This window comes from Streptosporangium sp. NPDC000509, assembly GCF_042898365.1.
GTDB lineage: Bacteria > Actinomycetota > Actinomycetes > Streptosporangiales > Streptosporangiaceae > Streptosporangium.
In genome coordinates this window covers 125419-146612 of record NZ_JBIAYX010000021.1, presented here as the reverse complement: position 1 = coordinate 146612, position 21194 = coordinate 125419, and the positions used below count along the sequence as shown (strand labels likewise).

The 21194-nt window shown below is 72.0% G+C and carries 21 protein-coding genes; 13 read left to right on the top strand and 8 right to left on the bottom strand.

Annotation, left to right across the window (positions count from 1 at the left end):
• Positions 1-238: 238 nt before the first annotated feature.
• Genes ACFY3D_RS32650 through ACFY3D_RS32640 form a run of 3 tightly spaced genes read left to right on the top strand, consistent with a single transcriptional unit; the run spans position 239 to position 3084 of the window.
• Positions 239-1174 (top strand): ROK family protein, encoded by a 936-nt coding sequence (locus ACFY3D_RS32650; RefSeq protein WP_389986680.1) that lies wholly within the window; start codon positions 239-241, stop codon positions 1172-1174.
• Between the two features lie 60 nt (positions 1175-1234).
• Positions 1235-1984, top strand: a complete 750-nt coding sequence (locus ACFY3D_RS32645; RefSeq protein WP_389986677.1) for a sugar phosphate isomerase/epimerase family protein — start codon at positions 1235-1237, stop codon at positions 1982-1984.
• Positions 1981-3084 carry a Gfo/Idh/MocA family protein gene (locus ACFY3D_RS32640; protein WP_389986674.1) on the top strand — a complete coding sequence of 368 codons (1104 nt, stop codon included), beginning with the start codon at positions 1981-1983 and terminating at the stop codon, positions 3082-3084. The genes ACFY3D_RS32645 and ACFY3D_RS32640 overlap by 4 nt, the downstream gene beginning before the upstream one ends.
• A 218-nt stretch (positions 3085-3302) precedes the next feature.
• Here the strand turns inward: ACFY3D_RS32640 and ACFY3D_RS32635 are convergent, their stop codons facing one another.
• Entirely contained in the window at positions 3303-3518 is a 216-nt protein-coding gene (locus ACFY3D_RS32635) for a hypothetical protein (protein WP_389986671.1), read from the bottom strand.
• 17 nt (positions 3519-3535) lie between these two features.
• On the opposite strand from ACFY3D_RS32635, the gene ACFY3D_RS32630 reads away from it, so the two are divergent.
• Both ACFY3D_RS32630 and ACFY3D_RS32625 read left to right on the top strand, forming a co-directional pair.
• Positions 3536-4171: a hypothetical protein gene (locus tag ACFY3D_RS32630; protein WP_350946243.1), complete on the top strand. Its 636-nt coding sequence runs from the start codon at positions 3536-3538 to the stop codon at positions 4169-4171.
• Positions 4172-4307: 136 nt separating this feature from the next.
• Positions 4308-5531, top strand: coding sequence for an NAD(P)/FAD-dependent oxidoreductase (locus ACFY3D_RS32625; protein WP_389986668.1), 1224 nt, complete (start codon positions 4308-4310; stop codon positions 5529-5531).
• A 138-nt stretch (positions 5532-5669) separates the two neighbouring features.
• Here the strand turns inward: ACFY3D_RS32625 and ACFY3D_RS32620 are convergent, their stop codons facing one another.
• Positions 5670-6131 carry a PPOX class F420-dependent oxidoreductase gene (locus ACFY3D_RS32620; RefSeq protein WP_389986665.1) on the bottom strand — a complete coding sequence of 154 codons (462 nt, stop codon included), beginning with the start codon at positions 6129-6131 and terminating at the stop codon, positions 5670-5672.
• 213 nt (positions 6132-6344) lie between these two features.
• Here ACFY3D_RS32620 and ACFY3D_RS32615 point away from each other — a divergent pair, with 213 nt between their 5' ends.
• Both ACFY3D_RS32615 and ACFY3D_RS32610 read left to right on the top strand, forming a co-directional pair.
• Complete coding sequence (locus ACFY3D_RS32615; protein ID WP_389986662.1) at positions 6345-6983, top strand: fasciclin domain-containing protein; 639 nt, start codon at positions 6345-6347, stop codon at positions 6981-6983.
• 430 nt (positions 6984-7413) lie between these two features.
• A complete protein-coding gene (locus tag ACFY3D_RS32610; RefSeq protein WP_389986659.1) occupies positions 7414-9054 on the top strand; it encodes a RecQ family ATP-dependent DNA helicase in 1641 nt (546 codons plus the stop codon).
• Between the two features lie 69 nt (positions 9055-9123).
• Here the strand turns inward: ACFY3D_RS32610 and ACFY3D_RS32605 are convergent, their stop codons facing one another.
• The 3 genes from ACFY3D_RS32605 to ACFY3D_RS32595 form a co-directional block, all read right to left on the bottom strand.
• Positions 9124-9942, bottom strand: coding sequence for an SAM-dependent methyltransferase (locus ACFY3D_RS32605; RefSeq protein ID WP_389986656.1), 819 nt, complete (start codon positions 9940-9942; stop codon positions 9124-9126).
• A 106-nt stretch (positions 9943-10048) separates the two neighbouring features.
• Entirely contained in the window at positions 10049-10864 is an 816-nt protein-coding gene (locus tag ACFY3D_RS32600) for an SAM-dependent methyltransferase (RefSeq protein WP_389986653.1), read from the bottom strand.
• A gap of 140 nt (positions 10865-11004) precedes the next feature.
• Positions 11005-11508 (bottom strand): ATP-binding protein, encoded by a 504-nt coding sequence (locus tag ACFY3D_RS32595; protein ID WP_350946382.1) that lies wholly within the window; start codon positions 11506-11508, stop codon positions 11005-11007.
• Between the two features lie 229 nt (positions 11509-11737).
• On the opposite strand from ACFY3D_RS32595, the gene ACFY3D_RS32590 reads away from it, so the two are divergent.
• From ACFY3D_RS32590 to ACFY3D_RS32580, 3 genes are all read left to right on the top strand, one after another.
• Positions 11738-11974, top strand: coding sequence for a DUF397 domain-containing protein (locus ACFY3D_RS32590; RefSeq protein WP_350946236.1), 237 nt, complete (start codon positions 11738-11740; stop codon positions 11972-11974).
• A gap of 128 nt (positions 11975-12102) precedes the next feature.
• Positions 12103-13056, top strand: coding sequence for a helix-turn-helix domain-containing protein (locus tag ACFY3D_RS32585; protein ID WP_389986649.1), 954 nt, complete (start codon positions 12103-12105; stop codon positions 13054-13056).
• Positions 13057-13221: 165 nt separating this feature from the next.
• Entirely contained in the window at positions 13222-14745 is a 1524-nt protein-coding gene (locus ACFY3D_RS32580) for an SDR family oxidoreductase (protein ID WP_389986646.1), read from the top strand.
• A 17-nt stretch (positions 14746-14762) separates the two neighbouring features.
• Here ACFY3D_RS32580 and ACFY3D_RS32575 read toward each other — a convergent pair whose 3' ends face one another.
• The gene (locus ACFY3D_RS32575) at positions 14763-15305 is read right to left on the bottom strand and encodes a TetR/AcrR family transcriptional regulator (protein ID WP_362901071.1); all 543 of its coding nucleotides are present in this window, start codon (positions 15303-15305) and stop codon (positions 14763-14765) included.
• 92 nt (positions 15306-15397) lie between these two features.
• On the opposite strand from ACFY3D_RS32575, the gene ACFY3D_RS32570 reads away from it, so the two are divergent.
• Positions 15398-17911 carry a molybdopterin-dependent oxidoreductase gene (locus tag ACFY3D_RS32570; RefSeq protein WP_389986643.1) on the top strand — a complete coding sequence of 838 codons (2514 nt, stop codon included), beginning with the start codon at positions 15398-15400 and terminating at the stop codon, positions 17909-17911.
• A 106-nt stretch (positions 17912-18017) separates the two neighbouring features.
• Complete coding sequence (locus ACFY3D_RS32565) at positions 18018-18941, top strand: FAD binding domain-containing protein (RefSeq protein WP_389986640.1); 924 nt, start codon at positions 18018-18020, stop codon at positions 18939-18941.
• Positions 18942-19092: 151 nt separating this feature from the next.
• Here ACFY3D_RS32565 and ACFY3D_RS32560 read toward each other — a convergent pair whose 3' ends face one another.
• Positions 19093-19728, bottom strand: coding sequence for an NAD(P)-dependent oxidoreductase (locus ACFY3D_RS32560; protein WP_389986637.1), 636 nt, complete (start codon positions 19726-19728; stop codon positions 19093-19095).
• A gap of 152 nt (positions 19729-19880) precedes the next feature.
• Here ACFY3D_RS32560 and ACFY3D_RS32555 point away from each other — a divergent pair, with 152 nt between their 5' ends.
• Complete coding sequence (locus ACFY3D_RS32555) at positions 19881-20267, top strand: helix-turn-helix domain-containing protein (RefSeq protein ID WP_350946229.1); 387 nt, start codon at positions 19881-19883, stop codon at positions 20265-20267.
• Between the two features lie 280 nt (positions 20268-20547).
• Here the strand turns inward: ACFY3D_RS32555 and ACFY3D_RS32550 are convergent, their stop codons facing one another.
• Positions 20548-21021 (bottom strand): low molecular weight protein-tyrosine-phosphatase, encoded by a 474-nt coding sequence (locus ACFY3D_RS32550; RefSeq protein WP_389986634.1) that lies wholly within the window; start codon positions 21019-21021, stop codon positions 20548-20550.
• Positions 21022-21194 lie beyond the last annotated feature (173 nt).

Sequence of the window (21194 nt, the reverse complement as noted above, 5' to 3'; positions counted from 1 at the left end):
AAATCAGATAAGGCTGCACAACTCATGAGGGCTTGGGGTGAACCGGTGGCTCCGTGCTTCCCGTATACCGTTGACAACGTTGTCATTACCGTCGTACCTTCAGCCTGTTTGCCCGGTCACTTGGGAAAAGTACCCTTTGTGGCATCGATCAGCGGAGGACCCCCTTGCACAGCCGCGCGGTGGCACCGATGGTCACCTGCCCTCCAGCCGCGCTCCGGCATGCCGGACGGGCCGGCCGGTGACCGCCCTCGCGATCGACATCGGCGGCACCAAGTTCGCCGCGGCGCTGGTCAGGCCCGACGGGACCGTGACACGCAGGGTGGAGGTACCGGTCGGCCGGGACCCCGAGGCGACACTGGTCTCGCTCGTCCACGACATCCGTGGTACCCGGGACGATCGCCCCGCGGACGCCGCCGTCGATGACACCCGAGATCTGGCCGGGATCGGGATCGGCTCCGCGGGCCCCCTCGACGCCGTCGCCGGCACGGTCAGCCCGGTCAACATCCCCGCCTGGCGGGGCTTCCCCCTGGTCGGCGCGGTGAGCGAGCTCCTTCCCGGCCTCCCCGTCGCCCTCGCGGGGGACGCGCAGTGCATGGCACTGGGGGAGTGGTGGCGGGGCGGGCACTCGCGCTCCCGCGCCCTGCTGGGCATCGTGGTGTCCACCGGTGTGGGCGGGGGCCTCGTCCTCGACGGGACGCCGTACGTGGGACCCACGGGAAACGCCGGACACATCGGGCACATCATCGTGGACCGCGACGGAGAGCTCTGCCCCTGCGGGGCGACCGGTTGCCTGGAGACGATCGCGAGCGGCCCGAGCATGGTCCGCTGGGCGCTGGCGAACGGCTGGAGCGCTCCCGGTGCGCGTCCGGACGCCCGCGCGCTCTCGGCCGACGCCGCACGCGGGGTGCCCGCCGCCCAGCTGGCCTTCCAGCGGGCCGCCGACGCGCTGGCCGTGGCGATCCTCACCACGGCGGCGCTCTTCGACATCGACGACGTCGTCATCGGGGGCGGCGTGTCCGGGGCGGGGGAGACCCTGCTCGCCCCGCTGCGCCAGGCGGTCGCCGAACGGGCCGGCCTCGCCTTCCTGCGCCGCCTGACCGTCGAACGGACCTCCCTGGAACGCGACGCCGGCCTGTACGGCGCCGCGGCCCTGGTCCTCCCCGTCGCGGGGTAGGAAGCCGCGTTCTCTCCTTCGCCCGCAGGCGAAGGTGTCCCCCACGCCTAAGGAGAACTGATGAGCTCACTCGCCGTCCAGCTGTACTCCGTACGCGAACAGGCGGCCGTCGATCGCCGCGCCGTGCTGCGCCGCATCGCCGGCATGGGGTACGACGCGGTCGAGCCGTTCGACGCGCATCTCGATCCGGGAGGTCTGCGCGAGGATCTGGAGGAGGCCGGGCTCTCGGTGTGCAGCGTTCACGCCCCGCTTCTCGACGAGCGGCGCGCGTCCTCGCTCGCCGGTGCCGTCGCGGTCGGCGCGCGGACCGTCATCGTGCCCGCCGCCCCCGCCGAGTGGTTCGCCGACAGGGAGGGGGTCGAGCTGGCGGCGAGGAACATCGGCGAGGCGGCCCGTGAGGCCGCCGACCACGGGCTACGGCTCGGATACCACAACCACTGGTGGGAACTGGAGCAACGGGTGGACGGCCGTCCCGCGCTGGAGGTGCTGGCGGAGCTGCTGGACCCCTCGGTGCTGCTGGAGGTCGACCTCTACTGGGCGGCGACCGGCGGGGTCGACCCCTCGGGGCTGCTGAACCGGCTGGGCGAGCGGGTGAGCCACCTGCACGTCAAGGACGGCCCCGCCACCCAGGAGGGCCCGATGACCGCGGTCGGCGCCGGCCAGGTGCCCATCGTGGACGCGCTGAACACCGCGCCGGACGCGGTGCGGATCGTGGAGCTCGACCACTGCGCCACCGACATGCTCCAGGCGCTGGACGACAGCCACGCCTACCTGACCGGTCTCGTCGCCGCCGGGCGGGTGAGCGCATGACCGGCCCGCTCGGGGTGGCGATCGTCGGATGCGGCAACATCAGCCACCAGTACCTGGGTAACCTCACCACCTTCCCCGGCGTGCGCGTGGTGGCGTGCGCCGACCTGGACCTGGCCCGTGCCGAGGAGGTCGCCGCGCGCTACGGCGTGCCGGTGGCGACCTCCCCGCAGGAGGCGATCTCGCACCCCGACGTGGAACTGGTGGTCAACCTCACGATCCCGGCCGCGCACGCCGAGGTGGCGCTCGCCGCCGTCCTGGCCGGGCGGCACGTCTACAACGAGAAGCCGTTCACCGTGGACAGGGAGTCCGGCGCGCGGCTCGTCGAGGCCGCCACGGCGGCGGGGGTACTCCTGGGCAGCGCCCCGGACACCTTCCTGGGCGCGGGGCTGCAGACCGCGGCCAGGCTCGTCTCCGAGGGGGCCATCGGCACCCCGCTCACCGCCCTCACCCTGTTCCAGACACCGGGTCCCGAGGTCTGGCACCCGAACCCCGAGTTCTTCTTCCAGCCCGGGGCCGGGCCGCTGTTCGACATGGGTCCCTACTACCTGACGACCCTGGTGACCCTCTTCGGCCCGGTGGCGCGGGTCGCCGCGGTCAGCCGCAGGGCGAGGGACGAACGGGTCGTCGGCTCCGGCCCCAAGGCGGGGACGCGTGTTCCCGTGGCGGTGCCCACCCACACGACCGCGCTCCTGGAGTTCGCCGCGGGGCAGGCCGCCACGCTCGTCTTCAGCTTCGACTCGCCGCTGGGACGCACCGGGTTCGTCGAGATCACCGGTACCGAGGCGACCATGGAGGTGCCCGATCCCAACACCTTCGGCGGTGAGGTCCGGCTGCGCCGGGCCACCGACGAGGAGTGGACGCCGGTTCCCATCAAGGGTACCGAGGCCGGTCGCGGCCTGGGCGTGCTCGACATGGCCCAGGCCATCCGTGAGGGAAGGCCGCACCGGACCACCGGCGAGCTCGGCCTGCACGTCCTCGACACGATGATCGCCATCGCGGAGTCCGCGGAGCGGGGCGAGTTCGTGGAGGTCGGCAGCACCTGCCCGGTGCCCGCACCGCTGCCCGAGGGGTGGGACCCGGCCGCGATCCGGTTCGACTGACGGTCGCAGGGCGGGGGCGGGCCGTCTCGCGGCCCGCCCCCGCGCGCTACTCGCCCGGGAAACGGCCCCCGAGGGCGACGGCGACGACGGTTCGCCCCCGCGCGGCGCGCCTGAGTCGCTGCCGGACGTCTGAGGCACGGCAGCGACTCAGGCGCACCGCCGGGCTCCGGGTGTCCGGCCCGGGCGGCGGGGAGGGGGCCTCGGGACAGGGCGTGAAGTCAGGGGGTCTGGTCGGCGGGGCCGACGGACCGGGGAACCGGCTCGGCGGAATCCCGGGAGAGCTCGCCGGAGGACTCCTCCAGGCGGGCGCGAAGGCGGGCGCGGATCTCCTCCGGGGTGTACGCCTGCCGGCGGCGCTCGGCCCGCGCGATCACGACTCCCGTGGCCGCGACGCCCGCCACACCCGCCAGACCGAGTATCTTCCACCATCGCATGTGCCTACGCTATCGGAATGTCCGGCAAGAGCATCAGCCTCGATGAGGCCGTCAACCTGACCCGCACCGGCGACGTGTGGCTGTTCCGCGGTCGAACGGTGCCCGATCGAGCGATCCAGACCATGACGAACAGCCCCGTCAACCACGTCGGCATGTCGGTCGTCATCGACGACATGCCGCCCCTGATGTGGCACGCCGAACTGGGTCGCTCCCTGCCCGACCTGTGGTCGGGAACCCACCAGCGCGGCGTCCAGCTGCACGACCTGCGCGAGGCGGTGACGGTCTGGGCCACCAGATACGGCCAGCGCGGCTGGCTGAGACAGCTGGAGCCGCAGGCACCCCCCGAGATGGAGGACGCCGTCCTGCGCACCGTCGCCCGGCTGGACGGCACGCCCTTCCCCTCGACGGCCAGGCTCGCCGGCCGCTGGATGAAGGGGCGGGTGCCCAGGATCCTCAAGCGGGGCACCGAGGAGAGCGCCCTGGAGAGCGCCTACTGCGCGGAGGTCGTCGCGGTCACCTACGAGGCCATGGGACTGCTGCCCGGAGGGCGACGGCCGAACTGGTACGACCCCGGCCGTTTCTGGAGCGGTGACGACCTGGAACTGACCGGAGGTTTCCAGCTCGGAGGCGAGATCACCGTGAAGCTGGGGTAGGTCGTACGACGAACGGATCGGCGGGCGCAACCCCCGGCGCTCGCCGCTCGACGACAAGGACGGCGGGTCCCCTCATCCGGGGGATTCCACGGACCTCCTGAGGTTTCGTGCCGCCGTCGACGTGAGGGGGTGCGTCATGCCGGACACGGTGGTGATCGTCGGTGCGGGTCTCGCCGGTCTGGCATGCGCCCTGCGGCTGCGTTCGGCGGGAGTGGAGGTCCGCGTCGTCGAGGCGGCGGACGAGGCGGGCGGGCGGGTGCGCACCGACGTCGTGGACGGCTTCCGGCTGGACCGCGGCTTCCAGGTCTTCAACACCGCCTACCCGGAGGCCGCGCGGGTCCTCGACATCGGAGCCCTGGACCTGCGCCCGATCCCGTCCGGCCTGATCTCCTTCGAGGGAGGGCGGCGGGAGCGGTTCATGCTGCCCTGGCGCCACCCGGGCCAGGCGCTCAGCGGGCTCCTCGCCGACGTGGGCTCCCCGCGCGACAAGGCGGCCCTGGCGGCGCTGACCGCACGGGACCTCCTGCTGCCGGTGAGCCGGCTGCGCGACGGGCGCGAACGCACCACGCGTGAGGAACTGCGGCACTGGGGCGTCTCACCGAGGATGGTCGAGAAACTGATCCGCCCGTTCCTTTCCGGTGTCGTCCTGGAACGGGAACTGGAGACCTCCAGCCGTTTCTTCCACCTCATCTGGCGCGCCTTCGCCCGGGGAACGGTCGGGGTGCCCGCGCTCGGCATGGGAGAGATCACCCGGCAGCTCGCCGGACGCCTTCCTCCGGGGGCGCTCGCGCTGGAGACCCCGGTCCTCGCCGTGACCGAGGAGGGCGTGGAGACGGCCGGGGGCGAGACGATCCAGGCCCGCGCGGTGGTGGTGGCCACCGACCCCGCCATGGCGGCCGCACTCTATCCGGGGCTGGAGACTCCGGCGATGCGCTCGGTGACGACCTTCTACCACGCGGCCTCCCGCTCGCCCATGGACGACCCCACGCAGATCGTCGACGCGGAGGGCCACATCACCGACACCCTGGTCATCAGCGACGCCGCGCCCGCGTACGCGCCGCCGGGCCGGGCGTTGGTCTCCACGTCGGTGCTGGGAGTCCTCTCCGACGCGGACGAGCCCCGGGTCAGGGCACGGCTTTCACAGATCTACGGGACGGACACCTCGAACTGGGACCATCTGGCGACGTACGCCGTCAAGGAGGCGCTGCCCGCGATGGTGCCGCCGTTCTCGTTGCGGCGCCCCGTGCGCTTCGCGCCGGGCCGCTATGTGTGCGGAGACCACCGCGACACGGGCTCGCAGCAGGGAGCCCTGGTCTCGGGGCGCAGGGCGGCCGAGGCCGTCCTGGCCGACCTGGGGTGATCCTTGGAGGTCGTCTCCTGGCCGACAGGCCGGTCCACGGGGCCCGCCCGGCCTGAGGGCCTGTCCGGTCGAGTCGATCGACCGCGACGCGGCCGGGCAGTGCAGCCTGGCCTGAGGGCCTGTCCGGGCGCCAGGCCCTCAGGCCAGCCGGGCGGGGAAGCCGCCGGTGGCGATGGGGCCCCAGCGCTCCGGGGTGACGCGCAACAGCGACTTGCCCTGCCGTGTCATCGCCGCTCGATACTCGTCCCAGTCGGGGTGCTCACCGGAGATGGACCGGTAGTAGTCGACCAGCGGTTCGAGGGCCTCCGGCAGGTCGAGGACCTCGGCCGTGCCGTCCACCTGCACCCAGGGGCCGTCGAAGTCGTCCGACAGGACCACGACGCTCACCCGCGGGTCACGGCGGGCGTTGGAGGCCTTGGCGCGTTCGGGGTAGGTGGACACCACGATGCGGCCCTCGGCGTCGACGCCGCAGGTCACCGGGGACGCCTGTGGCCTGCCGTCGCGCCGCGCGGTGATGACCAGCGCGCGGTGGCGGTCACGGAGGAAATCCAGCAGCCGGTCGCGGGAGACGACCTCGTTGGTTGCGATCTTCGGGCTCATGATTCCCACTCTACGGGGGGATGCGGAGGGCCTTGATTAACGCCCCGTCGAACGGAAAATAGCTATCTCTCTCGGGAGATATGTGGTCAAGAGTCCTCAAGTGGGGCATTTAGCCTCAAATCTCAGGGAATTGATCTCCAATACAGGACATGAGTGGCTCGGGAACCCGCCGACGGACCCGGATGGCTCATCCGCCCAACCAAGGAGAAAACCGTGAAGCAGAAGTCTCTTCTGGCATCGGCCCTGACCGTACTCGCCCTGACCGCAGCCCCCGCCGCGCAGGCGGTCGCCGCCCACGGGTGGATCACCTCTCCCACACCGGTCCCGACAGACACGACCATGCCCACCGAGGGCGCCTCGCCCGAACCCTCGGGTGCGATGACGGAGCCGTTCGGCCCCGGGTGCGCGTCCCTGCCCGCCAGCGGCGAGGGCAGCCTCAGCGAGATGGCCTCGCAGCCGGTCGCCACCGCCGCCGCCTCCAACCCCTCCCTCTCCACGCTGGCCCAGGCGATCGAGCAGGCCGGCCTGACCGAGACGCTCAACTCCGCCAAGGACATCACGGTGTTCGCCCCCACCAACGAGGCGTTCGCCAAGATTCCGAAGGAGAAGCTCGACAAGCTCCTGTCGGACAAGGCGGAGCTGACCAAGGTCCTGACCCACCACGTCGTCGAGGGGAAGAAGACCCCCGAGGACCTGACCCAAGGCACGCTGACCACGATGCAGGGAGGGACACTGACCGTGAAGGGCTCCGGTGAGGACTTCACCGTCGACGACGCCAAGGTCCTCTGCGGCAACATCCAGACCTCCAACGCCGTCGTCTACCTCGTCGACACGGTGCTCATGCCGAAGTGACCGCGGCGAAGGCGGTGAACACGCGGCGGCCGTGACGGCCGTCGCGGTCACGACGACCGCGACGGCCGTCACGATGCCGGCGGGCCGGTCGAGCCGCTGTGCCCCGGCGGCCCGAACCGCGACCGGCCCACAGCGGCCCGACAGCGGCCCGACAGCGGCCCGGCAGACCGGCCGAGCCGCGACGCGGCAGGCGTGGTGACCCGACACGGCGGACCGGGGCGACCCGGTGGGCCGGGCTGCGATCCGACGGCTGACAGGCCGGGCCGCGATCCGGCCGAAGGAGGGGTGTCCGCGCTGGGGCGCCCCTCATCGGTGTCTCCCGCTTCCCGCCCGTACCCGTCCCGCGCCCTCCTCCGATCGAGGGGACACCGCGCGACTAGTGCCCCGATCCGCGGGTACCTGGCCGTCACACGGCGGGAAGGCGGAGGGCATGAGCATCAAGGACAGGTTCGGGCCGAGGGCGCGAAAGCTGCGCGCCGTGGCCCGCGAGGTCTTCGGCTGGCGTGACCTGCGCCCCGGGCAGCTCGACGCCATGCGTCACCTGCTCGCCGGGGGCGACGCCCTCGTGGTCATGCCCACCGGCAGTGGTAAGTCGGCCGTCTACCAGGTGCCGGCACTGCTGCTCGACGGGCCCACCGTCGTCGTCTCGCCGCTCATCGCCCTCCAGCGTGACCAGGTCGCCGGGCTGGCCGAGGCCGACGCGGGCGGGGCGGTCGCGGTCAACTCCGCCCAGTCCGGCGGCGAGGCGTCCCTGGAGGCCGTACGCGCGGGCGCGGCCGAGTTCGTCTTCCTCTCACCCGAGCAACTCGCGAAACCGGAGACGGTCGAGCGGCTGCGCGCCGCGCGTCCCTCGCTGATCGCCGTGGACGAGGCGCACTGCGTGTCGGCGTGGGGCCACGACTTCCGGCCCGACTACCTGAGGCTGGGCCAGGTCATCGAGCAGCTGGGGCATCCGCCGGTGGTGGCGCTGACCGCCACGGCCGCCCCCGCGGTACGCGACGAGATCGTCACCGCCCTCGGGCTGAGGAACGTCCGCCAGATCGTGCGGGGCTTCGACCGGCCCAACATCGACCTACAGGTGCGCCGCTTCGTCACCCAGGAGGATCTGAGGCGGGCGCTGGTGGAGGACGCGGCGTCCCGCTCAGGACTCGGGCTGGTCTACGTCGCCACCCGCCGCGCCGCCGAGGAGTACGCCACCGCGCTGCGCGAGGCCGGTCGCAGGGCCGAGGCGTACCACGCGGGGATGAAAGCGGCCGAGCGGCACAGGATCCACGAGATGTTCCGCGACGACGAGCTGGACGTCGTGGTCGCGACCTCGGCGTTCGGCATGGGCATCGACAAGCCGGACGTGCGGTTCGTGCTGCACGCCGCCCCGCCGGAGTCGCCGGACTCCTACTACCAGGAGATCGGACGGGCCGGGCGGGACGGCGGGCCCGCCGCCGCGGTGCTCTTCTACCGTTCCGAGGACCTCGGGCTGCGCAGGTTCTTCGTCGGGGGACGCGCCGACGAGGAACTGCTGCTACGGGTCGCCACGCTGGTGCACGAGCACGGCGGCACCGTACCCGCGGGCGAGATGCGGACCCTGCTCGACGTCGGCGCCACCCGGCTCACCTGGCTGGTCAACCTCCTGGAGCGGGCGAACGCGATCGAGGTCACCGGCGAGGGCGACCTGCGCCGGGTGTCCGGCGGTCCCGAGCCCGAGGCGGCCGCGGCCCGCGCCGTCGAGCTGGACGACACCCGGCGTCGCATCGACGACTCCAGGATCGACATGATGCGCGCGTACGCGGAGACCACGGGCTGCCGCCGCCGCTTCCTGCTCGAATACTTCGGCGAGCCGCGCGAGCGCGGCTGCGAGGCCTGCGACACCTGCCGCGCGGGCCTGCCCCAGGAGCCGGAGGCCGCGGGCGAGGGGCCCTTCGCGATGCACGCCAGGGTGCGGCACAGTGCCTGGGGGCCGGGGATGGTGATGAGCAGGGAGAGCGACCGGATCACCGTGCTGTTCGACGAGGTCGGCTACAAGACGCTATCGCTGGAGGCCGTGGAGCGCGACGACCTCCTGGTCGCGGGTTAGGTCCGCCTCCTGGAGTCTCCCGGAGGCCGGTGGGAGGGATCCGCCGGTCGCGTGCGGGGCCGGTCCTCGTCAGTCCTTGACCTTGCGGGCCACCCCGCCCATCGTCCACGTCCTGTCGCGGCCCTGCGCGGTGAGCGGGTTGTCGGGGTGCCAGTGGCGGATGTAGACCAGGCCGGGATCGACGAGTTCCAGCCCGTCGAAGAAGCGCAGCACCTCATCGCTTCGCCGGGAGGCGTCCTCGGTGCGGCCGAGGACCCGCTGGAAGATCTCGACCAGCGGGCCCTTGGCCTCCGGCCGCGTGTCGAAGACGACGTGGCCGATGCCGAAGTGGCTGCCGACCGGCACCGCGTCGCGAAGGATGGCCACGCTCTTGTGCGGGTCGTCCTCGTCGGGGATGAACTGCAGGGCCGACAGGATCAGGACGGCCACCGGTAGCTCCAGATCGACCAGGCGCAGCAGTTCCGGGTCGGTGAGCAGCTCGCGGGGGTGCAGGACGTCACCCTCGACGGCGGTGGTGTACGGGTTGGTGGCGAGCGTGGCGCGGGCGTGGGAGAGCACCACGGGGTCGTTGGAGACGTAGACCACGCGCGTGTCGGGGACGATCTCCTGGGCCACCTGGTGGACGTTGCGGCGGTTGGGCAGACCGGAGCCGATGACGACGAACTGGGTCATGCCTCGCTCGACGAGATATCGCACCATCCGGCGCAGGAACGCCTGGGCCTCGTGCGTCATGGTCCTGATCTCGGGCGCGACGGCGAGCACCTCCTCGGCCGCCTCGCGGTCGGCGGCGAAGTTGTCCTTCCCGCCGAGGAAGTAGTCGTGCATTCTGGCGATGTTGGGAACGCGGGTGTCCAGGCCTGCTCCCGGCCGCCGGGACGTGTCGTTCACGTTCTCACCTCCGCTGTTGCCTGCGACATTAGAGAATCGCGCGTCGCGTGAACAGGTGCCGAGGCACCATCAATGCAGGCAAAACCCGATGGTTTCCCAAAAAATCCTATTCTTTCCGTGCGACTCCACCGACGACCCAGACGGCATCAGGCCGGTGCGGCATCGCGCCCTCCGGCCGCCATTCGGGAATGTAGACGACGCCCGGTTCGACCGGCCTCAGCCCGTCGAGGAAGAGTTCGACCTCGGCCTTGGTGCGCAGGTTCGCACGGCGGGGGCCGGTGATCGACCCGCTGTCCTGGAAGAGGGTGGCGAGCCGCGCGGTCCTGTCCGGGCACAGATCGGAGACCGCGTGGGAGAGGGCCATGTAGCTGCCCGGCGCGACGGCCTTCTGCAGGGCGGCGACGGCCTGCATCGCCTCGACGTCGTCGGGAAGGTCGGCCAGGACCGAGAAGAGCAGGATCGCGACGGGCTCGTCGAGGTCGATCAGGTCGGTGAGGCCGGGATGCGCGAGGAGCCGCTCGGGGTCGCGCATGTCCGCCTCGACGACGGTGGCCGGGCTGTCGTCCTTCAGGAGGGCCTGGGCGTGGACGACGACCATCGGATCGTTGTCGACGTAGACGACCCGCGCCTTGGGCGCGATGCCGCGCAGGATCTGGTGCACGCTGCCCTGGGTCGGCAGGCCGCAGCCGATGTCGACGAACTGACGGATGCCGGCCTCGACCAGGAAGCGTACGACGCGGTCGAGGAATCTGCGTCCTTCCCGCGACATGGCGGGGAGTTCGGGGGCGATGGAGAGCGCCATCTGTGCGGCGTCCCGGTCGCTGGCGAAGTTGTCCTTGCCACCCAGGAAGTAGTCGGATATCCGGCCCGCGTTCGGGATCGTGGGATCGAACCTGAGGCGCTCAGGTTGCGACGACGCCATGATGTCCTCCGTCCGACATGCGGTTCCAGCGGACATTATCGACCTTCTGCCCACAGGGTGAGGTGTTTCCTGCCAGAGCCTCCTTCCACTCGGGTAACTTTCCTGGCACTCGACCTTCGGTGACGGGCTCTCGCGCGTCGTCAGTGGCAGGCTTCCAGGTGGCGTTCTCCTGCCGGGGGCAGGGCGAAGGCCGCCCACACCGCCTTGCCCCGGCTCTCCAGCGGTGCCCAGCCCCACGTCTCGCTGACACCGTCGACCAGCTGGAGTCCCCGGCCGTTCTCCGCCTCGTAGTCGGGCTCGCGCAGACAGGGGCCCTGGTCACTGGGATCGGTGACCGCGCACAGCACCGAGCGCTCGGTGTGGCAGAGGATCACCCTGACCTCGGGGAAGGAACGGGCGTGCGGGACACCTCGCGTGCCGTGGCGTACGGCGTTGGTCACGAGTTCGGAGACCACGATGCCGGTGTCGTCGATCAGCGGCTCCAGCTCCCAGGCCCGCAGCGCCTTGGTGGTGAACTCGCGGGCGGTCCGCGCCGCGCACGAGTCGTAACGGAGGCTGCGGACGGCCATCTGTAACTGGCCGGCGTGGTCCTCCCTACCGGCCCAGGGGGGCAGGCCGCTCGGGGGGAGCAGGTGATTAAGCATCGACAACCACCGTTCCCACCCTCCGATCTCAGCTCGGATGGGTGTGGCTTCGCGTCTTCGGTAACCAGTCATCGGCGACCTTGAGGAGGGGACGATCATGTGGCGAGGTTGATCCGTCTGCCATCTTGCCTTCCGTAATGTGCATAGGCAAGTACAGATGCACGTGCATCTGCACAAAAAGCCCTACACTCGGAGTGTTGTTTCCCTCCCTAATCAGTGAGAGGCGAGGATGAACCAGCTGTACAACGGCATGTCGGCCGCCCTGATGGACGGTGTCATGTGGCGCAAGAGCCACTTCAGCAACCCCAGCGGCAACTGTGTGGAACTCGCGGAACTGCCCGACGGCAGGGTCGCGATGCGCAACTCCCGCGACCCCGAAGGCCCCGCGCTGATCTACACCCGCCGCGAGGCCGACGACTTCGTCCGCGGGGTGAAGAGCGGGGAGTTCGACGACCTGATCAATTGAAGATCCGCCGCTGTGATTGAAAGATAAAATCTTCTATGGTCTGAGCGTGGCGAGCGGAGTACCGTGAAGGCTCGCGATCGCCACAAAGAGTGGGCGCAGGATCGCGTTCCGCGCCCGAAGGACTGCAGATGATCATGCCAAACGCCGACGGTCGGCCGGTCGGTCCTACCTCCGCGGCCTCTGCGGCCTCCACGGCTCCCACGACCTCCATGGCCGCACCGCGGGGCAGCTCCACCGTGCTGCGGATCGTCCTGGGCGCACAGCTCCGCCGCCTGCGCGAGCAGCGGGGCATCACGCTGGAGGAGGCGGGGCACTCCATCCGCGCCTCGCACTCCAAAATCAGCCGGATGGAGCTCGGCAGGGTCAGCTTCCGGGTCAGGGACGTGTCCGACCTGCTCACCCTGTACGGGGTGACGAGTGACGCCGATCGTGAGCCGTTCCTCTCCCTCGTCGAGAAGGCCAACCTCGCCGGCTGGTGGCACAACTACAACGACGTGCTGCCTGCCTGGTTCGAGACGTACGTGGGCCTGGAGGAGTCGGCCAGCGGCATCCGCAACTACGAGGTCCAGTTCGTTCCCGGCCTGCTGCAGAGCGAGGGCTACGCGCGGGCCGTCATCCGGCTGGGCTTCCCCTCGGCCTCCCCGGAGGAGCTGGACCGCAGGGTGAAACTGCGCATGGCACGTCAGCGGCTGCTGCACCGCCAGGACCCGCCCCATCTGTGGGCCGTGCTGGACGAGGCCGTGCTGCGCCGCCCTCTCGGCGGGGCCGAGGCGATGTGCGAGCAGATCGACCACATCCTGCGCGCGCTCGAACTGCCCAACGTGACCGTCCAGATCGTGCCCTTCAGCGTCGGCGGCCACGCCGCGGCCGGAGGCCCCTTCAGCATCCTGCGCTTCTCCCAGCCCGACCTGCCGGACATCGTCTACATGGAGCAGCTCACCAGCGCCGTCTACCTGGAGAAGCGCGACGACGTCGACAGCTACCTGGAGGTCATGGAGCGCCTGTGCATCGAGGCCGAGCCGGCCACGCGCACCCGCGAGATCCTCCTGGAGATCCGAGAGGGGTTCCAAGCGAGGCTCTGAGCCGGAAGCGGGCGCGGAACGACGGCGGGGCAACGGCGGGCTGGAAACGCCGGCGGGGAAACCCGGCTGCGTGGAAACGGCGGGCCAAGGGGGCGGTGAGCCCGGGCGCGGCACAGGAAAGGGTCCGGCCGCAACCACCGGGGGGCGCCGTACGAAAATGTACGCATGAGATGTCTCGTGACCGGCGCGACCGGATACATCGGAGGGCGGCTCGTTCCCGAGCTGCTGGACGCGGGGCACGAGGTCCGCTGCATGGTGAGGTCGGCCGGCCGCCTGCGCGACCAGCCGTGGGTCTCCCGGGTCGAGGTCGCCCAGGCCGACGCGGCCGACGCCGAGCAGGCGGCGAAGGCCCTGGAAGGCATCGATGTGGTCTACTACCTGATCCACACGATGGGCGGGGGGAGTGACTTCGCCGCCGCCGACCGCGAGGCGGCCACCACCTTCGCCGCCGCGTGCGAGCGCGCCGGGGTTCGCCGGGTCGTCTATCTCGGGGGCCTCGCGCCGGACGAGAGGCTCTCGCCGCACATGCGCTCCCGCGTCGAGGTGGGGGAGATCTTCCTGCGCTCCTCGGTGCCCGCGGTGGTGCTGCGGGCCGCGGTCATCATCGGATCGGGCTCGGCCTCCTTCGAGATGCTGCGCCACCTCACCGAGCGGCTGCCCGTGATGACGACGCCGCGGTGGGTGGGCACCAGGACGCAGCCCATCGCGATTCGCGACGTGCTGCGCTACCTCGTGGCCTGGGCCTCCGTCGAGGAGGAGGTGAACCGCTCCTTCGACATCGGCGGCCCGGACGTGCTCACCTACGCCGACATGATGCGGGTCTACGCGGAGGTCGCCGGCCTGCCCCGCAGGCTGATCATCCCGGTCCCGCTGCTGAGCCCCGGCCTCTCCAGCCACTGGGTGGGGCTGGTCACCCCGGTCCCGGCGAGCCTGGCCCGCCCGCTGGTGGAGTCGCTGCGCAACGAGGCCGTCTGCGGCGAGCACGACATCGCCCGCTACGTCGAGGACCCGCCGGGTGGGCTGATCGGGCTGAGGCGGGCGGTCGAACTCGCCCTCCAGCGCGTCAAGGAGGCCAAGGTCGTCACCCGCTGGTCCTCGGCCTCCACCCCCGGGGCGCCGAGTGACCCGCTGCCCACCGACCCCGACTGGGCGGGCGGCAGCCTGTACGTCGACGCGCGGGCCCGTCGGGTCGACGCCTCACCCGAGGCTCTGTGGGCGGTGATCGAGTCCGTCGGCGGCGAGGTGGGCTGGTACTCCCTGCCCCTGGCCTGGAGCCTGCGCGGTCTGCTCGACCGGCTGGTCGGTGGCGTGGGCCTGCGCAGAGGGCGTCGCGATCCCCGGCGGCTCTGGGTGGGCGACTCCGTCGACTTCTGGCGGGTCGAGGAGATCGAGCCGGGGCGCCTGCTGCGGTTGCGCGCGGAGATGCGCCTGCCCGGCCTCGCCTGGCTGGAGATGCGGGTGCTCACGTACCGGGGGGAGACCGTCTACGGCCAGCGGGCGATCTTCCATCCTCGTGGCCTGGCCGGGCACCTCTACTGGTGGTCGGTCGCGCCCTTCCACAGCCTGGTCTTCGGGCCGATGCTGCGCAACGTGGCGAGGGCCGCCGAGCGCGGCGGCCGGTCCGCCGTGCACCCCTCCCCGGCCGCTGCCCCCCATGACGGCGGCCCGAGGGACACCGTCCCTCTCTGACCGTCTGCGGCCGCTCGTCACCGTTCGCCGGGGTTCACCAGGACGTCGACGACGTCGGAGTATCCGATCCCCTTGTGGGAGAACTGTCCCGCCACCGCCAGCTCAGCGAGACCGTGGGCGGTCGAGAACAGGGCCATCACCCTGGCCTTGGGCACCGGCCCCTCCCACGGACCCTCCATGTCGAGCGCCGTCATCACCTGGTCGATCGCCGTCTCCAGATCCGGGTGGTGCCCGACGACGAACTCCGAGGCGAACACCAGCCGGTATTCCTCGGGGTGTGCGACGGCGTACTCGACGTAGCTCAGGTAGAAGGCCCGCAGCCGGTCGCGGGGGGTCTCGGCCGCCAGGACCGCGGCGGCGACGTGCGCGCTGAGATCGGTGATGACCCGGACGGCGAGTGCCGCGAGCAGGGCGGTCTTGTCGGCGAAGTGCCGGTAGGGGGCCGTACGGGACAGGCCGGCCAGGTCGCCGACGGCGCGTAGCGTCACGGCGTCGAGGCCCTCCTCGCGCAGCAGTCTCAGCGCGCTCTCGACCAGGCGGGTCCTGGTGCCGTCCACCACGTGGATCCCCTTTCCGGGCAGGCTGTGTTGACAACGTCAACGTATCTGGTTGACACTGTCAACATAATGTTGACGACGTCAACTGGAGAGTTATGAAGATAACGGTAAACGGGCTGCCCACCACGGTGGAGGCCGGCCCCGACGACGCCGCCGTGGACGTCCTGCGCGACGGTCTCGGCCTCACCGGCGCCAAGGCCGCCTGCCGCACCGGGGTCTGCGGCGCGTGCACGGTCATGGTGGACGGCGTGCCCCAGGCGAGCTGCCTGCTGCCGTCCGCCGCGCTGGAGGAGCGCGAGATCACCACCGCCGAAGGGCTCGACCACCCCGTCCAGCGGGCCCTCGCCGTCCACGACGGCCTGCAGTGCGGTTACTGCACGCCCGGGTTCGCGGTCGAGGGCGCGGCCTTCGTCGACGCCTGGCGCGCCGAGCACGGCGACGTCGCGCCACCGCGCGAGCGGATCGCCGCGGCCCTCGCCGGTCATCTGTGCAGGTGCGGCGCGTACGAGGGCATCTACGCCGCGATCGCCGCCGCCTGCCGGGGAGAGCACGACGGCGCCGCGGGGACGCCCGCCAGGGTGGAGGCGATGGACAAGGTCGCGGGCCACGCCCGATACACGACCGACGTGCGCCTCGAAGGCCAGCTGGAAGGCGTGGTCATCCGTTCCACGAGGGCGCACGCCCGCGTCACCTCGGTCACGGTGGACGCCGCCCACGTGGTCGACCTGCTGCCGCCCGACCGCGTCGTCCGCTACGCGGGCCAGCCCGTCGCCGCCGTCGCCGCCCCCACCCGCCGCGAGGCGCTGGTGATCGCGGAGGCCGCCGAGATCGGCTACGAGCCGAGGCCCGCCGCGCTCGACGACGCGCCGGACGCCCCGCCCGTCTACGACGAGGAGTCCAGAAAGCACGTCCCCAGCTCCAGCGAGGGGATGGAACTGCCCGGCGCCTGGAACGGCAACGTGCGCGGTCCCTTCACCAGGGCGAGCTGGCGCGGGCGCACCGCCGCCAAGCGGATCGAGGCCGCCAGGCGCGACGCCGACCCCCGCCTGGTGACCGGCACGTTCACCACCGCCGTGCAGGTCCACACCCCGCTGGAGCCGCACGCCTGCGTCGCCCACTGGGACGCCGAGGGCGACCTGCACCTGCACCTGTCCACCCAGACCGTGGTCATCGCCGCCGAGCAGGTCGCCAAGCGGTGGGACCTGCCGATCGAGCGGGTCCACATCGTCGCCGACCACGTCGGCGGCGGTTTCGGGGCCAAGGTCGGCGTCACCGTCGAGACGATCGCGGCCGTCGAGCTCGCCCGGGCCCATGGCGCGCCGGTGCGCGTGGTGCTCAGCCGAGCCGAGGAGCTCACCGACGCGGGCAACCGCCCGGGCACCCGCACCAGCATCGAACTGCTCACCGACGACCGGGGCGAACTCGCCGCCCTCACCATGGACGTCCACGGGCGCGGCGGCGTGGCCATCGGGTCGTCCGTCGCGCTGATGGCCCGCCTCGTGTACGGCACCGCGCCCCGCAGGCTCCGCGACTACGACGTGGTCACCAACGAGCCGCCGGGCACCCCGTTCCGCGGGCCGGGGGCGCCGCCCATGCTCTGGGCGCTGGAGCAGGCGGTGGACGAGGCCGCCCACCGCAGGGGCGAGGACCCGATCGCGCTGCGGCGCCGCTGGGACGGCAACCGCAAACGGCACGCGCTCTACGACCTGGCCGCGGCCCTGCCCGAGTGGACGTCCAGGCCGCGTACCGGCTCCCAGACGGGGCGTTTCCGCCGGGGCGTCGGGGTGGCCGCCGCCAACTGGCTCTACATGCTCGACCCCGCCACGGAGGTGGAGCTGCGTGTCGAGGGTGACGTGGTCGTGGCCTCGACCGCGACCCAGGACATCGGGACCGGCGTCCGCACCGTCATCGCCGGAGTCGTGTGCGAGGAGCTCGGACTGCCCGCCGAACGCGTCCGCGTCGAGGTCGGCAGGACGGGCACCGTGCACGGACCGGGCTCGATCGGCAGCCGCACCACGGCCTCGGTGGCCCCCGCCGCGCGCGACGCCGCGCGGCGCCTGCGGAAGCTGGGCCTGACCGACGGCGCCAGGGTCGTGGGCGGGCGCCGCCGCGACCGGCGTGGTTACGTCACCCCGTTCCCGATGAGCGGCATGGCGATCGGCCGGGGGTTCAGCGGTTCCGTCCACGTCACCGAGGTCGAGGTCGACACCCGCCTCGGCACCGTCAGGCCGCTTCGGGTGTGGGCCGGGATCGCGGCGGGTCACATCTACGCCGAGCGGCCGGCACGCAGCCAGTGCGAGGGCGGTGTCGTGCAGGGCATCGGCTACGCCCTGTACGAGGAGCGGCTGGTCGACCCGGTCACCGGAAACGTGCTGACCGCGAACCTCGACGACTACCGCATCCCCGGCATCGGCGACACCCCCGAGATCACCGTGCACTTCCACCGCGACGGGTGGGACCACGTCAACGGCAACGGCGTCGGGGTCGGAGAGATCTCCACGGTCGGCGTGGCCGCCTCGGTGGGCAACGCCGTCCACAACGCCACCGGCTGGCGCCCCCACGACCTGCCCATCCGTCCCGACCGGCTCCTCGAAGGGATCACCCGTTGACCCCCTTCGCGCGGACGCGGCCGGACCCGTACCCGGACCCCGGGAGGGGGCGGCCGACGGCCCTCTCCCCGGAGCACACCCCCCGCCTCACACTGGAAGGTGTTCGATGACCGTGCTCACCGATCTCGGCGAGGCCGTACGGCGCGGGGGCGAGTTCCGCGCCGGAGGCACCGACCTGATGGGCCGCCGCGCGGCCGGACCGCACGTGGACCTGCGCGGCCTGCCCGATCTGTCCGGCGTCACCTGGCAGCCGGACGGCTCCGTCAGGATCGGCGCGCTCACCACGGTCGCGCGGGTGGCCCGCGACGCGCGCCTCGGCGCCACACACCCCTGCCTGGCGCTGACGGCGGCGGGTCTGGCCACACCCCAGATCCGCGAGGTGGCCACCGTCGGGGGCAACCTGTTGCAGCGCAACCGCTGCGCGTACTTCCGTAACCCGGCCTTCTCCTGCCACCAGAACGGCGGCGACCACTGCCCGGCCCGCGCCGGGCTCTCCCCGAACGCCGCGATCCTCGACAGCGGCCCGTGCGTCGCGCCGCACCCGTCGTCGCTGGCGGTGGCCCTGCTCGCCTGCGACGCCTCCGCCGAGACGCACGGCAGGGAGCCGTTCCCCGTCGCCGACCTGTACGGAGACGGTTCGGACCCCTCCCGGGACCATCTGCTGGACCCGGGGGAGATCCTCACCTCCGTCGTCCTGCCGCCGCCCGTGCCCGGGGAGCGGGCCGCCTACCGCCGTGCGATCGGCAGGTCCGAGGCCGAGTGGCCGCTGGTGGAGGCCGCGGCGCGGCTGGGCGTCGACGACGGGAGGATCACCTTCGCCAGGGTGGCCGTGGGGGGTGTCGCCCGCGTCCCCGTACGCCTGCCCGAGGTCGAGGAGGCACTCCTGGCGGGCGAGCCCCTCGACCGGGCGGCCGGGCTGGCGGCCGCCCGGTGCGCTCCGGCGGCCCGCAACCACTACAAGATCGCGCTGCTCGCCGGGACCGTCCTGGAGGTGCTGGAACGCGCGAGCGGAACCGGCGAGACCCGCTGACCACCCGGTGCCCCCGCCGTGCCGGCCGGTCACGGCGGGGGCACCGGTGGGGACGCGTCGTCCCGTACGCTCGACGATCAACCAGGGGGGTGTGCCGTTCGGCTGTGCCGGGCCACCCGTTCGTTCGGGCAGTCGACGACCTCCCCTTTCATCAGGCCGCCTCGACGCCGAGGTGCGTGCGGTGGTGCTCGGGGGTGTCGATCTCGTCGAGCAGCGCGATCGCGAAGTCGGCGTAGGAGATGCGGCTGGCCGCCTCGGCGGGGGCCACGCGGTAGCGGCCGGTACGGGCGCCGCCGTGGTCGAAGTCACCGGCCGGGCTGACGACCAGCCAGTCGAGCGAGGCGGGGGCGGTGCGCAGCACCTCGTTTCCTGCCGCGTGCCCCAGGTAGAACGACCGGTACTCCTGCGGATAGCCGGGCGTGTCCATCAGGAGCGTCCCCGAGGAGGTCTCCAGCACCGACGCCAGGCCGACCGTCAGCAGCCTGGTCACTCCCGCCCTCGTCAGCCCGTCGAGCAGGGCGCGGGCGGCGTCGGCGAAGAAGACGTCGTGCGCCGCGCCCGCGTCGTAGACGGAGCTGATCGCGGCGTCGTGGCCCTCGGCGAGCCGCGCGACACCGTTCGCGTCCGTGACGTCGCCGGCGACGATCCGCACACCGTCCGCGGCCAGGTCACCGTGCCCGGCCGGGTCGCGCACGACCGCGGTGACCTGGTGCCCGCGCCGGAGGGCCTCGTGGACGGCCGCCCGGCCGCCCCTGCCGCCGGCACCGAAGACGATGATCCTGCTCATTGGAACCCCTCGTGTCCAGGGCCGGGCCTGATCGCCGGCCGCTGCCGGGAGATTAACCGGGCAGGTGGTTACCGCCGGGATACCCGGCCACCCGTGGTTCGGCGCGACGGTCGGCGGTGGTCCCCAGCGGGATCCCCGGCTAGCGTGAAGGGGTGACAGAGCCCCTCGACCCGGAGATGTTCGATCCGGTCTGCCCGTCCGACCTCACGCCCATCCGCTTCGGCGACAAATGGGCAGGGATGATCATCCGCTGCCTCGAAGGCGGGCCGCGACGGTTCTCCGAGCTTCGGATCCCCCTGCGCGGCATCACCGCGAAGGTGCTCACCCAGTCGCTCCGGACGCTCGCGCGCGATGGCCTGATCGTGCGCACCGTTCATCCCGCGCAGAGGGTCGAGTACGCGCTGACGCCGCTCGGCCGCAGCCTGCTCGAACCGATGAACGCCGCGTGCGCCTGGGCGCAGGAACACTGGGAGGAGCTCCTCGACGCCCGCGAGGCGTCCTCCGCCGCCTCGTCGTACGGGCTCGGCCGTACGGGGTAGGTGCCCGGCGGATCCAGGGGGGGACCGGTGGCGCGGGAAGGTGGGGCCGGTACCTCCGGGACGCCTCCCGGAGGTACGACGTGGGGTCGGGGCGGGCCACTCGTGGCGCGGCGCCATGAGCGGGACGGGCGCGCCGTGACCAGGCCCGTCTCGCGGACGGATGACGGAGACCGACTAGTGATCTACTTTGTAAAGGCGTCGGGTCGGTGAAGATCCCCCCGTCAGGAAACCCCGGTTCCTCGCCTGTCACGGAGGCGAGCGCGAGTCCGGTGGAGAGTCCTCACCTCAGGGTGGTCGCCAGGTGCTTGGCGAGTCCCTCGGAGGCGGCCCTGACCATCTCCAGCACCTCGGTGAAGCCCTCGCGCTCGCCGTAGTAGGGGTCGGGCACCTCGGCGCCCTCGGGGGCGGTGGGGTCGAAGGAGCGGAACAGGCGCACGTCCGCGCCCGCGGGGGCGAGGCGGCGCAGGGCGCCGAGGTTGTGGGCGTCCATGGCGAGCACCAGGTCGACCCGGTCGTACCAGTCGCTCAGGAACTGCCTGGCCCGGTGCTCCGAGCCGTCGTAGCCGTGGTCGGAGAGCGTCTCGGCGGCCCGCGCGTCCATCGGGCCGCCCTGGTGCCAGCCGCCGGTGCCCGCGCTGTCGACCGTGACGAGGTCACCGAGGCCGTGGTCGTCGAGGGTCTTCCTCAGCACGACCTCGGCCATGGGGGAGCGGCAGATGTTTCCCAGGCACACCACGCATATGTGATAACTCATGCTTATCAGGATGCCGCCTGTCCGGGGTGCGACGGCGGGGAGAACGGTCACTTCCATGTCGCTTGCCGGTCGATCGGTTCCCGGCGGAGCGGCGCGAGGGATCCTGCGGGGCCGCGAGGGGAGCGTGATCACCCTGGCCGGTGACCGGGGCCGGGGGTGGGCGTGGTCCGGGG